Origin of the sequence: Vibrio cyclitrophicus, from assembly GCA_023206055.1 — a bacterium.
In the GTDB taxonomy this organism is placed as follows: domain Bacteria; phylum Pseudomonadota; class Gammaproteobacteria; order Enterobacterales; family Vibrionaceae; genus Vibrio; species Vibrio cyclitrophicus_A.
On the sequence record CP065366.1, the window covers coordinates 2,578,283 to 2,591,226 of the forward strand.

The window sequence follows — 12,944 nt, forward strand, 5'->3', positions numbered from 1 at the left end:
GACTAAGGGCGCGGATTGTATGAGCACTTCGTCAGAGTATTGTCAAAAATCCTGTAAAAGTTAACGCTGACTGTCTAAATATTCATGAGCAGAATCCACAGAGGCTTTTATAGCCTGCTCTAGTTCAGTCAAATCATGTTCACTGATCGCTCGGGACTGCTTCATTGTCATTTCAATACTTGCGGCAATGATGGCTAAACGAGACGCTTTGATGCTGCCAGCCACACCTTTTAAGCTATGTACAATGCGAGCGGCGGAGGTTTCATCTTTGGTCAGCAAAGACTTAAACTTCTCGTAGTCACCTGCGTGGTCTTGTACAAACACACCAAGCAAGAGTTCGACAGACTCCGCATCACCATCGAGCGTTTCTAACATGTCTTCGATATCAATCGCAGGCTTTGAATCTGTCACACTGGCAATGTGTTTCTCTAGTACTGGAACCTGTTCAGGGGTTCGCTGAATAGAGTCTTGCTTTACAAATGTTTGCCTCGTTGACGTGTTCTCGGAGACATCGTTATCTGCTTGTATCACTGCAGAAGACATAACATCGCTAGAAGAAGCAGAGAACGCCTCTTCTTTAGTTGAATTGATTTCAGGCCCTGAGCTGAGTTCGTGACCGACTTCTGTAACCGTTTTTTTGGATCTAACACCCCACACAACTATCCCGCTCATCGCCAACAAACTTAAGCCTAGCATCACCAGCAATAGATTGAATTGACGATCATGGAACTCAGCTTCGAGTTTAATGATCTGCTCATTCACTGAGTTTTTCTTAATCTTATCGACCAAATAGTTAAGCTGAGCATAATCACTCAACAATGCTGAAGCATCAGCCAATAACTGTTGGAGTGCATCTTGCTCTTCGGTTTTTAGTGAGTAAGATTTTTCTAGAATAGAATCAAAGGCACGATAAGTCGCTGACGAGCTTTGACTGTCAGAATACATAGCTTCGAATACAACAACGCCGAATTCATTGAGTAGCGGTTTTAGCTTAGGAGAAAGGTCTTTATCAGCACGTAAGATCTTAATGTTATCAACGATGTCTTGAACTTGGCTTTCGATCGGGATGAACTCATCGAACTTTTCTAGGAACTGATCAGCTACGTACAACAGCTGGTTCACATCAGGGCGAAACAAGGCGTTTTGGAAATCAGATTCAATCTGCAGTCGGATCGAATAAACCAACTGAGCATCGAGTGCTAGATCATTGATACGAGAGACTCGAAGCGGTTCTGAGAAATAAAGTGATTGCCTCAATTCGTTGACTCGAATACCGAGCTCTTCGATTTGAGCAAGTGAATTGGTGTAGGAACGGCTTAGATTAAGAAGAGCCAATGAAGGCAATAGCCACAGAGCCAGGAGCACAACCAAGAAGGTGGCTGGTTTTTTAAAGCGTTTGGCCTTTGCTACTGATTGTTCCATCTATATTCCTTGTGCGTGTTAACTTGAAGCCATGACAATAGCTAAAAGATTAAGCACAAAATAAGCGACAACATCCTGTTGCCGCTTTTATCCGTTAACTTCGGACTATGACTTATTGCGAGTCAGTTGGTCACGTAAGTTCGGTGGCGTGCCTTTAATCGTTAGCGTGTCAGTCTCCGGATCGTAAAAGATACGTTCGCCTAGAAGCAGACTATCAAAACTAACATTCAAACCGCCACCAGCACCAACAAATTTTGTTAGTTTACGCATAGTTGCGCGATCGGCCGGGAAGCTATCTTCTAACTCATAGCCTTGCTCACTAGTATAGTCAAAGAAGCTTGTGCCATCTGTGCTTGCTGGCAACTCACCAGAAAGTTCACGAACTTGAACTTCGTCGCCCGCTTTAAGCTGCTCGTTACAGTAATCCGCAACCTGCTTTTTGTAGCTGATCGCTTCTTCTTTCTCTAATTTAGAGTCAGAAACGAAGTCTTCTACCGCTTGCATCAGTACTTGGTTTTGCTGCTTAGCATCCAAACCCACTTCAGCTTGTAAGAAATCTAAGAAGAAATCCGCGACTTTACGGCCAACACGTCCTTTAATATAAGTTAAGTAACGGTTTGACTCTTTATCGGTCTCGTAAGTCGACAAGTCTAGGCGCGCCGCGATATCCATTTTTGAGATATCTAGGTAGTCAGTTGCGCTAATATCTAGCCCTTCTGTCACTTTTAGACTTTGGTTTGAAGGCAGCAGGCCGATGAAAAGGTAATCTGTCGCAAGTGACTGATATTCAGCCATTACCAAGATACCTTCGTCAGCGAATGGGTACTTTGATAGCTCGTCTTTTAAACGTTGCGCACTCTTTTGAGAAAAATCGTAAAAGTTTGTCTCACCAGCACGAAGTTGATGCAACCACTGCTGGAATTCGCTGTCAGATTTGAAAGAACCAAACCCTTTGCCTGCTTTTGAATTAAAAACACGGTGAAGTTCAGCAACTAGGCTTTCAGTTGAAGCATCGTTTTCTAGAGATTCAGCACGATAGTTAACAATCAGCTCATCCTGATCGTTCTTGCTCAGCTGGTGTAAAATTACGTTGGAAAGGTGAAGGCTCATAGTGAAAATATTACCGTTCAGGTTTCAGTTGTCGTGCATAGTAGGTTATCATAAGCCGCTTTTACTATCATTATTAGAGTCCTTATGCCGATTATATCTAAATACACAGATGATCAAGTTGAAAAAATCCTAGCTGAAGTAGGTGCTGTACTAACTAAGCACAAAGCTTCGCCAGAACTTTCACTGATGATCGCTGGAAATATCGCAACCAATGTCTTAAATCAGAATGTTGCTGCTTCACAACGCAAAGGAATTGCTGAAAAATTTGCCGAGGCTTTAATTTCTTCTCTTGAAGATAAAAAGTCTCACTAAATTTGATTGACGGATAAAAGAATTATAAATGGTAGACAGCGCAAACTCATATAGCGATCGTGTATCTCGACTGGTTGGTTGGGGTCACTGGTTTGCATTTTTCAACATCATTGCTGCGATGTTGATTGGTACTCGTTATATTACTCAATCTGCTTGGCCAGAAACCTTGCTGGGTCAATTCTATTTGGCTGCATCGTGGGTTGGTCATTTTGGCTTTTTAGTGTTCGCGCTCTATCTATTAGTGCTGTTCCCGCTCACTTTTGTTCTTCCGTCGAGGAAGTTATTACGTTTGGTTGCCGTTATCTTCGCAACCATAGGTTTAACTGTCCTACTGATTGATACCCAAACGTATCAAAATATAAACCTCCACCTGACACCTGTCGTGTGGGAGGTTTTATTCAGTGGAGAGGAATCTGCATTCACGTCTGATTTGCAGCACCTCTTCATTGTTATGCCATTTATCTTCTTGTTACAGCTAGGTCTGTCTGAGTGGGTTTGGCGTAAGCAGCGTAAACTGTCTCATAAACACATTGGCCGTCCGATTACCGCCGTCTTCTTCTTGTGTTTCATCAGCAGCCATTTGACCTACATGTGGGCTGATGCGTATTTCTATAACCCGGTTACTAGCCAAAAAGCGAACTTCCCACTGTCTTACCCAATGACAGCGAAAAGCTTTATGGAAAAACATGGCCTATTAGACCGTGAAGAGTACCTTGAGCGTTTAGAAGCGAACAAAGAGAACGTAAATCTAGTTAGCTACCCGCTAGAAAAAATTCAATACAATCGCCGCAGTGATGATCTTAATATCCTGATGGTGAGTGTGAACAACCTTCGCTCTGACGCACTTAATGCTGCAGCGATGCCAAACAGCTACGCCTACTCGCAACAGTCGATCAACTTCACCAACCATTACAGTTCAAGTAACGATATGTTTGGTATTTTCGGGCTGTTCTATGGCCTTCCGAGCAGTTACGCAAGCAGCATCGAAGCACAAGGCTCAAGCGCAGTACTGTTGGATGTTTTAGACAATCATAATTATAAGTTTGCCGCTTTCAGTGGCGACAACTTTGACGATACACTTTACTCGGAAATCATCTTCCGAGGCCGTGACGTTATGCCAGAACAAGCAACTTATGATGACCAAAGTGCAATAAAAGCTTGGGCTGACTGGATTCAATCACCGCAAGCTAAACGCCCTTGGTTTAACTTTATTGAACTGACCACACTGGATAATTTCGCCAGCTACGATTCAAGTTCAGAGTCAAACTCTACGTTAACCACAGCGGAACGTTTTGCTGCAGATTATCAAAAGTCGGCGACAGCGGCTGATACTCAATTAGCAACTATCTACGCTGAACTGGAACGCTTAGAGCTCTCCGACAATACGGTAGTTATCATTACCTCTAACCACGGTACTGAGTTTAACGAAACCAAAACCAACAGCTGGGGTGCAAACTCCAACTACAGTCGTTATCAGTTACAGGTGCCACTGTTTATCAGCTGGCCTGGTAAGTCTGCTTCTGAATACACTCACCGCTCTAGTCATCTAGATGTATCAGTAACACTGATGCAAGAACTGTTGGGCGTATCTTCGAACCCAACAGATTTTAGTAGTGGTCGCAGCCTGTTTAATGAGCGTAATAGAAAATGGATCCTCGCGGGCGACTCTCGTGAGCTTGCTCTTGTTACTGACCAGCAAACAACGGTGTTAGATAAATTTGGTAACTACAAATTGTACGACCAGAACTACAAACGCCTGAAAAACGTAAGCCCTCGCTTACCTGTGTTGATGCAAGGCCTAACTGAGCTACAGCGTTTCTACACAAAAAATGACTAAATAATCAGCAAACAGAAAAGGGAAGCCAATGGCTTCCCTTTTTTATTGCCGTGAATGATTAGAAAACAAGCAACCAAACAAAATTATGAAAATTAAGGGTTTACAAGATCCTCCACCCCTTATATTATTCACGCCAATGGAGGGATGGCTGAGTGGTCGAAAGCACCGGTCTTGAAAACCGGCAACCGTTAATAGCGGTTCTAGGGTTCAAATCCCTATCCCTCCACCACATTAAAGAAAGCCGCTGAGAAATCAGCGGCTTTTTTGCATCTGGAGCTTTTTAAAATTTGAAGTTAAGTTATCGACGTTCGTCCTTGTCATAACAAGCCACACACCTACCAGTCTTATTTGTCGTACTTTCCTTATCTGTCGTACTTTCCTTATCTGTCGTACTTTATTGTTGTCCTCAACTCGCGCTCAGCCAACAAATCGATATCTGAACTAGACCATCGATTACCTGCGATTGGTTTATCACACAGACCAAAGCTCATAGCGAATATTACAACGATGATTTTAGCCGCAGAACTTCGTCTCTTTATTCGATAAAAAGCACAAAAAATAGCCATTCAACACAAAATTATCGAAAAGCGTTCATAAAAAACGCAGTCAGTTGATAAGGGTATTTACAAGCGAAAGCCACCCTTATATTATACGCGCCATTGGAGGGATGGCTGAGTGGTCGAAAGCACCGGTCTTGAAAACCGGCAACCGTTAATAGCGGTTCTAGGGTTCAAATCCCTATCCCTCCACCACTATTCATCAAAAAAAGCCTTTGATTATCAAAGGCTTTTTTTGTATCTGTAAGACTTGAATTTGCTTCGAACCAACGAGGTAAGTCAATGTATATACAAAAATCTCCCCACGGTGTCTATTACGCACGAATCTGTACTCCAGCACAGTTGAAAGCGTTGGGATTCCCATTCGATCTAAAAATCAGCCTTCGAACAAAAGACCCTAAGCTAGCTAAAGTCATTGGCTTAAGCCTTGTCAGTGCTGTCAAAGAGGCCTTTCGTACTACAGACTCTCTGTGCTTTTCAGAGTTTCAGTTGCATCTAAAAGGCATTTTGTCCCACCACCTGAACTTACAATCACAAAAGCAGGACGATCGCTTACATTTAGGTTGTATAACTTCCATAAGTCATACTTCTAAGCGTTTGAGTGAAGAAAAGCATTGGAGTGAAGCGTTAGAACACTTTCTAGAGTTCAAAGGGGTTCAAGGGGTCAGTGCATTGACTGTCCATCAGTTGAAACAGCGCATTACCTTTTTCTTTGAGAGCACTACGCCATCTGGTTTATCAACAATAACTGCGATGGCACTGATGGAGTACATTAAGACTCTCAATAGCTCTAGTCTTTCAGCAAAAAGCTGTAAAGATTACTACGCCGCGCTGAGTCAATTTATACGTTGGTGTGCGACCATGTCTTTGATTGAAAGAAACGTGTCTGCAGATATCAAAGCGACTTTCAAGAAGTCTATAAAAGCTGATAAGCAGCGCTCAAGGTGGTCAGAGAGTCAGCTTTCAACACTCTTCTCATCTGAGCAGTTTCAGCAAGTGGATAATGGTTTCTACTGGGTTACTTTATTGCTCACGTACATGGGGATGAGGCCGAATGAAGTGTGTCAGCTACGTACAGAAGACGTGGTCGTTAGCGGTCCAGTCCCTTACTTAAACGTAACAGATGAAGGTCACGGACAGCGGATCAAGAATCGTTATGCTCTGCGACAAGTCCCCATTCATCAGAGTCTAATCAAACATGGCTTTCTTGAGTATGTTGAGCTTCGTAAGAACAATAGCAAAACCGATCTATTCGATTACAAACCACTGGGTCTCAACAAGGACTGGAGCCAACAATATTGCCAACAATTCGGCAGACTCCTATCTAAGATCGGATTGAAAGCAGGGCAACGCCCTACTGCGTACTCCCTCCGTCACACTTTCATTGATGTTCTTAAGCAAAAGGAAGTGGCTGAGTCTACAGTCGCTGATATCGTTGGCCATCATCACCCCTCAATGACATTTGGCCGATATGGTAAGCAAACAAAACTGAAACTTATGCTTAGTGCGGTGAACCAGTTCTCACTTCAACTGGGAGGCTCACATGAGTAAGTTCAACTATGATGAGTTGCACACGGTTTATAAGGCGTTCAAGCAAAGCTATTTTGAAGGGGATGAAACCTCGTTGCTTGCGTTATCAAAACAGTATGACTATCAAGATATCCACTGCCTCTATCAGCTTTTTGAGCGCCTCGAAGATAAGCCAAGCACAACATCTATGTCATTAATGGCATTAGGAATAGGTTGGCAAACACAGCAGGCACTGTTTGGTGACTTTGAAACACTGAGAGAGATTGCAGGGCTCGTAAGCCCTCCTCCCATGTCACACGTAGAGTGTTTTGATGCCTTTGTTCTACCTTATTGGACCATTATGTCAAAGAAAGGGATTGTTCTTATTAGCACTAGAAGCCAAGAGCATTTTACTTTCGTACATCGTGTGTCAGGAGTAGAAATTCAAGTTAATATAAAGCGCTGACTCTCAATGTCATTTTGAAAAACCAAATCTCGTGAACACCTTAGAGCTCACGAGATTTACCTTTTAAATTATTATGAAGACCTTATCAATCGAACTCTCGGTCGGCACTCATTCTCCGTTTTTTGGGGGAAGCAGTGTTCAGGTTTTCCCTATTATCTAGGAGGGCGTCTTTCATCCCACATACAAGTGCCTGCTGTATTGGGTTTCCATCCAATTTTGTCATGTGAGCTGACATCCTTCTTTCTAATAAAGTCAGTAGTTCTTTCTCATCCCTTTGTTCAAAGACAAATGATTTCATCAGATCTTGAAAGATGGGAGCTAACGTCTCAATAACGGTATGAGTCAGTTTAGCAATCACCTTTTTTAGATATGAGATCGATTTCTCTAACTGTTCATTTTTTTCTTCACTGTGTAGAGCTTTTGATTCTGCCGTTTTGAGCTGTTCTTTGACTGTTGATAGATCGGTTAAGGTTGTATCCAGTTGATTGGTTGCAGTGTTTGTGGCCGATCGTAGTAAGTCTATATCTACATGTAATCTCCTTATTTTTTCTTGTTCCTCCTTTTGTTTATTTTTAACTTCGTTGATGTGTTGATTTAATTGGCTCAACTCCTCGAGCTTCAATGCGATTATTTGCTCAATTTGCAGTTGCTCGTTTTCCAGCATTCTAGTGTGATAATTATAATCCCTTTCACTTTTTTTTTGCTTTCCTTGCCGGCGCATTTCTTTTACTTTTTGTTTATCTTTCTGAAGTTCTTGATTGAACTCCATGCTCAATCCTTTTTCTATGAAGAGGTTTTTATTCATAAACCGCCGAAAACATTCCTGCAACAGCGCTCCATGCTCTGATTGCTCCCTTCTTGTAAAGCACGCTCCTTTCCTGTATTGAATTGGCGAGTGTGAGTGGTCCAAGAAGTTCTTCATCATTTGAGCTAGATTTGCTTTGGCTACTCTAAGATCCCACTCTTTAGTTCGGCTATTTTGCGCGTTAAGGAAGAGGTGGACATGTTCCCCAGTATCTTCATTGAGACTTCTTTCATCGCTATGAACAAACACTGAGATGATTTCATATTCTTTGAAGTAGAGGCGGTAATAATCCATCAGTGCTTCAGCCATTTCACGGCCACAAACAAGGTCCTGAGAAACTTCATTTCGGTGTGGGATGACAAAAATCGACTCTTCTACCAAGTTTGAGTTCAAATTTTTAGGGAACGAAACCAGTTTGTTATGAAGTGAAATGTACTTCTCAAAAGCGTTCAGCCTCTGCTTCTTGCGAGAGAAATCAATACTCCTAGCTTCATTAAGCAAAGAGTCGAGTTTAAGCGGGACATGTTCAGGGGTGCCTAAAATCTTAGCGATAAAATTAGTCCCCTCGGGATTTCCCTTTTCTGATTGTAAAGCGGCTTTTAGTTTCTTCTTATATGCTCTCTTTCTTTGTTTACATTTAGTTAGGCCTTCTTGAGGTTTCTGAGGAAGTCTTATAGATTCGATAAACTGGGATTTATCGTCATTGCTCAATTCATCAAGTTTCGTCCATTGGTTATTGATATATACTTGGTTGAGGTGACTGAGATCTGGATTCCATTCAATGGTTTCAGATTTCGCATTTTCATCTCGGATACTATGTCCTGCTGACTTCTTAAGCTTGGCCTGTTTTTCTGCTGTGCCGGAATACGGAAGCGTTGAAAAAAAGCATGTGATGGCTTTATTTTTCATTGTGTAGTCCTCGGGTTGTGTGTTGTTGTGTTGGGGTTGAGGGGCGTAGCCCCCACCAAGAAGCTTTCGTTCATCTTTTACGCAGTAAAAGTGTTGCGAAAGTGTCCTTGGTTACGATGTCGTTATCTTTTTGAAAGCCGGTGTCGAGACACCGGAATGAGGCAAATTAAAGGATGGGTTTGTCGACCGAATTTGCAGCTTTCTGAAAGTGCAAATCAATCAGGTTGGGGTAGTCTTTTGCGTCTTCTTCAATCCACTTTGAGTAATGCTTATAAAGCATATCTAGCGTGTTGTGCCCTAGTTGAGACCTTATCCAATAAAGATTTGCCCCACTCAAAATAGCTTGAGATGCGAATGTATGACGGGCCTGACTCGCACCTCGATGAGCGACGTTGGCTGTAACGAGCCAGTTTTTAAAGGTGCGATCTATTGCTTTATCTTTTTGGTAAAATTTCCCTGTATCAAGATTAGGGAATAGAGGTTTTGCGGTAAGTTTGGTTCGGGTCTTTTGATCACTTTCGGTGATATGGATTTCTTGAGCCGCTAAGCCAAAGATTGAACTTAACTGGTTTTCAATTATCTTTTGGGCTGTCTTAGACAATTGAATCCTACGCTTTGATCCCGTAGTTTTTGGCCTTTTAAAGTGATTAACTACGCAAGCTCTCTCGACTTTAAGCTCTCTTTTTACTGGGTCATAATCATCAACAACTAGTGCCAACCACTCACTTTTTCGAAGCCCTGTATGGCAAGCCAGAAGGACCCCATTTTTAACACTTGAGCAAGCTGCTGCTTGGTGAGTTAAACGGGTTATATCATTCAGTGTGAATGGATTACAGCTAATGGGAGCATTTTGTAAGTTATGGATACCATCAACTGGAGATTGTGTAATAAGCCGATCCCCAACTGCAAACGTGAATACTTTTCGGATAAGTGTCAGGTCTTCATTTAGTGTTTTGTTTGTAAGATCATTGTGTACATGTAAGTAGCGAAGAATACAGCTTCGTACGATATCTCGTATGTCGAGTTCTCCGAAAAACGTTACGATACGTTTTAACTTAGATCTCCATGCTTTTATTGTTGAGTTAGCGTAAGTTCCTTTTTCAAGTTCGAACATTGTTTCTGCTACCGTGCGAAACAAAAACTTATCTCTGCATTTCATGATGCAAACCTCATTTTTATTTGAGATCTACGTTACAGATTTACAAAAAAACCGTCAATAACACTGGCAAATCATAAGTGCATGATTTTACTATAAAATAATTACACACCCCAACATTATTGCTTAAATAACAATTGCTTAAAAAAGTAATTAAGCGATATCGCATAATATAACCAACCAATCTATTTAACTTATTAATGAATTTTAACCAGCAAAAACCACCATAATTAACCACTAAAATTAGTTAATGATGTTGAATTGGTTATATTTTTAAACATGATCTATTGAAATATGAAATTCATAATTTTTTGTTTATCTTAATCACTTTGATATGTAGGAAGTTGGCTATTTTTAATGGGTTTAGCTATTTTCGCTCAATAGCAGTGTTGTTTGCACCATCTAAGGAATGAAAGAAAAATGTTACGTTTTGGCATATAGTACAAATTAAGTATGACAAAACGTATCATTAAAAATGAATCCATCACAACTCGATAAGCTTAAAAAGCTATCCATATTCACCACCTCAGACGCTGCAAAATTCAATGTAACTCGTGCCGCCCTTTCTCGCGCTGTGGAAAAAGGTGACATAGAAAAACTACAGCGAGGGCTCTACGGGTATATAGGTAGAGAAGAATCGGAGATGCACTCTTTTGCTGAGGTCAGTGTCAGAGCGAAAAAAGGGGTTATCTGCCTTCTATCAGCACTCAGTTACCACAATCTCACTACCCAAGCACCTTTTCAGATATGGCTCAGCATTAAAAAAAATGATAGAGCTCCCAATATTGAGTACCCAAGCATTAAGATTGTTCGTACCAGGGACGTGAAGGATTTGGGGGTGATCTCAACACAAGTTGATGGCATCCCTATTTTAGTAACGGACGTTGAGCGGACGATTGTTGATTGCTTTAAGTTCCGCAACAAGATCGGGATTGATGTCGCGATTGAAGCACTTACAGAGGCAAAAAGAGCTAACAGATTAGAGCAAGGGAAGCTCTGGGAGTATGTAAAGCATTACAGAATGACAAATGTAATGATGCCCTATATGGAGATAATAAACTACAGTGGGTAGTCACTTACTTCTAACACGTTGTTACCTTCTTTTATAGAGTGCTAGATTGAACATTGATCATATTGTAAAAAGCCCAGCAATTGCTTCGACGGTTATATTCTCAGGACAATGACCATAACGCTCCTCTAAAGCGTGGAATTGCTCAAGTGTGAAGCATATAGCCAAAGAATTTAAGCGTTTTCCTTTGAGGGTTTCCAGAGGAAAAGCAGCGGTAGAGCAACTTATATCAACTTCTCCCCAAATAACACGCTGACCGTCGCGCTTTTTATAGCGTTCATCTTGCTTGAGGATGCTTCTGCCTTTCAAGGTATCAATTATAAATCTTAAAGGGAGGTCGTTTATCTTTGCTAAATGCAGCAATGTGTTGACCTTCGTTTTATAGCGCTTACTAAAATATCGCATAGTTTTCCTGATACAGTTTCTTGAATACTTGTGTAGTTTTATAACTAACCACAGACGATTAAACTGCAGCAGTGACATTACCTAGTTTAAACCCCTTGATTCTATTTTGCTGGTTAACGAATGTCAGGTTAACTGTCGATAGCTGCTTAGCAAATTCATATAACTCAAAATTCACAAAGTATGAAAATGGGCATAATTGTGCGGTTCTTTCATAAAAGTAACATGTTGATCTTTGAACTGTAAATCGCTCAAAAAGCGCCACAAACTCACAAGGGTGTGTAATTTCGTGGGGTTAAATCTAGAACCTACGATTAGATTTGCTACATTCACTTCCTCTCGCAACTGTATGCCTAAACCTCATTTCAAAATAACCAAATGGAAGCAATACGGTCTTAACCATGCAGCCCTCAGAGTTAGTTCCACTTCGCTAAATATAGACTAACTGAGGGAGTGGGTTCCATAAATCGTGTTAACGTATTTACTATGTGGCTTATTTTTCAAACCCACCACATACCTACGGTGCTCAGGAAGGTTAAATCTTTTACCTTATTTACCTGCGCCCACTGAATGGCAAATACAGGCGCAATTGAGCCCGAAATAATCACCTCTTCGATAATCTCGGTCACGTGGTTTTTACTAATAAATGACCGCTGGTTCAAACTATTTCAATTACTAAATCAGCTGCAAAATGACGGAAGTTTAACCAGTCTGTGCGGTGAACAAATATCAGAAGTGTTTGTCGAGGTGATGGGAGTTAATATGGATTATGAGCAAGTGGTATAAGCATTAAATTCATTGTGGGTTATGTACTTACTACTTGGTGTAAGAAGTAGAAGGTAATTCTGTGCTCAATTAAGTTCAAAGTAGCTGTGTAGTTACGAATTTGGTGCTATAGAGAACAAACTTGTTAACAAAGTGTGATTCAGCCCTATTAAAAGCTCGATTTTAAAGTTAACCTTATCAGCTTGAATGTGGTATTAATTTCCCTCCATCATCTAATAAAGCAAGGAATAAATAATGGAGCAATGGTTACCTAGTTTAATCACAGAAACGCCTAGTGAGGGTTTTGAACTGGCGATTAAGTTGAGCAGAATGGGAGTAAAGAAAACTCAACCAGACATGGAGGTTTTACATAAGTTAAGACCCGAATACTCAGAAAGTGCATCGCTGCTTATTGAATCATCAAAGACAATTGCAATGCATTTTCAGACAGTATCTCAGGCTAATAACTATTGGAGAGATAATTAAATTCACATAAGGCCTTGTGATTGTAGAGGCCATTTAACGTTACACTCGTTGTGCGTAGGTAAAATGACATGGTCGATTTACCATAATCACTTGGTGTGCACCTCAACCAAGCCTATTAACTAGTGCGATTATACTCATC

At 41.1% G+C, this 12,944-nt stretch carries 11 protein-coding genes and 2 tRNA genes; 8 read left to right on the forward strand and 5 right to left on the reverse strand.

Annotation, left to right across the window (positions count from 1 at the left end):
• Positions 1-60: 60 nt before the first annotated feature.
• Complete coding sequence (locus ITG09_11280; protein UPR51289.1) at positions 61-1,422, reverse strand: Hpt domain-containing protein; 1,362 nt, start codon at positions 1,420-1,422, stop codon at positions 61-63.
• A gap of 105 nt (positions 1,423-1,527) precedes the next feature.
• The gene (gene yejK, locus ITG09_11285) at positions 1,528-2,532 is read right to left on the reverse strand and encodes a nucleoid-associated protein YejK (GenBank protein UPR51290.1); all 1,005 of its coding nucleotides are present in this window, start codon (positions 2,530-2,532) and stop codon (positions 1,528-1,530) included.
• 84 nt (positions 2,533-2,616) lie between these two features.
• On the opposite strand from yejK, the gene ITG09_11290 reads away from it, so the two are divergent.
• The 6 genes from ITG09_11290 (at position 2,617) to ITG09_11315 (ending at position 7,213) form a co-directional block, all read left to right on the forward strand.
• Positions 2,617-2,844, forward strand: coding sequence for a YejL family protein (locus tag ITG09_11290; GenBank protein UPR51291.1), 228 nt, complete (start codon positions 2,617-2,619; stop codon positions 2,842-2,844).
• A gap of 28 nt (positions 2,845-2,872) precedes the next feature.
• On the forward strand, positions 2,873-4,681 hold the full coding sequence (locus tag ITG09_11295) for a DUF3413 domain-containing protein (GenBank protein ID UPR51292.1): 1,809 nt from the start codon (positions 2,873-2,875) through the stop codon (positions 4,679-4,681).
• A 138-nt stretch (positions 4,682-4,819) separates the two neighbouring features.
• A tRNA-Ser gene (locus tag ITG09_11300) sits at positions 4,820-4,910 on the forward strand.
• Positions 4,911-5,342: 432 nt separating this feature from the next.
• A tRNA-Ser gene (locus ITG09_11305) sits at positions 5,343-5,433 on the forward strand.
• An 87-nt stretch (positions 5,434-5,520) separates the two neighbouring features.
• Positions 5,521-6,789, forward strand: a complete 1,269-nt coding sequence (locus tag ITG09_11310) for a site-specific integrase (protein ID UPR51293.1) — start codon at positions 5,521-5,523, stop codon at positions 6,787-6,789.
• On the forward strand, positions 6,782-7,213 hold the full coding sequence (locus ITG09_11315) for a hypothetical protein (protein UPR51294.1): 432 nt from the start codon (positions 6,782-6,784) through the stop codon (positions 7,211-7,213). The genes ITG09_11310 and ITG09_11315 overlap by 8 nt, the downstream gene beginning before the upstream one ends.
• A gap of 85 nt (positions 7,214-7,298) precedes the next feature.
• Here the strand turns inward: ITG09_11315 and ITG09_11320 are convergent, their stop codons facing one another.
• Complete coding sequence (locus ITG09_11320; protein ID UPR51295.1) at positions 7,299-8,927, reverse strand: hypothetical protein; 1,629 nt, start codon at positions 8,925-8,927, stop codon at positions 7,299-7,301.
• Positions 8,928-9,093: 166 nt separating this feature from the next.
• Entirely contained in the window at positions 9,094-10,086 is a 993-nt protein-coding gene (locus ITG09_11325; GenBank protein ID UPR51296.1) for a tyrosine-type recombinase/integrase, read from the reverse strand.
• A gap of 472 nt (positions 10,087-10,558) precedes the next feature.
• Between ITG09_11325 and ITG09_11330 the strand changes: the two genes are divergently transcribed.
• Complete coding sequence (locus ITG09_11330; protein ID UPR51297.1) at positions 10,559-11,155, forward strand: type IV toxin-antitoxin system AbiEi family antitoxin domain-containing protein; 597 nt, start codon at positions 10,559-10,561, stop codon at positions 11,153-11,155.
• 57 nt (positions 11,156-11,212) lie between these two features.
• On the opposite strand, the gene ITG09_11335 is transcribed toward ITG09_11330, so the two are convergent.
• Positions 11,213-11,557, reverse strand: coding sequence for a hypothetical protein (locus ITG09_11335; protein UPR51298.1), 345 nt, complete (start codon positions 11,555-11,557; stop codon positions 11,213-11,215).
• Between the two features lie 1,017 nt (positions 11,558-12,574).
• On the opposite strand from ITG09_11335, the gene ITG09_11340 reads away from it, so the two are divergent.
• A complete protein-coding gene (locus ITG09_11340; GenBank protein ID UPR51299.1) occupies positions 12,575-12,805 on the forward strand; it encodes a hexameric tyrosine-coordinated heme protein in 231 nt (76 codons plus the stop codon).
• Positions 12,806-12,944: the final 139 nt, after the last annotated feature.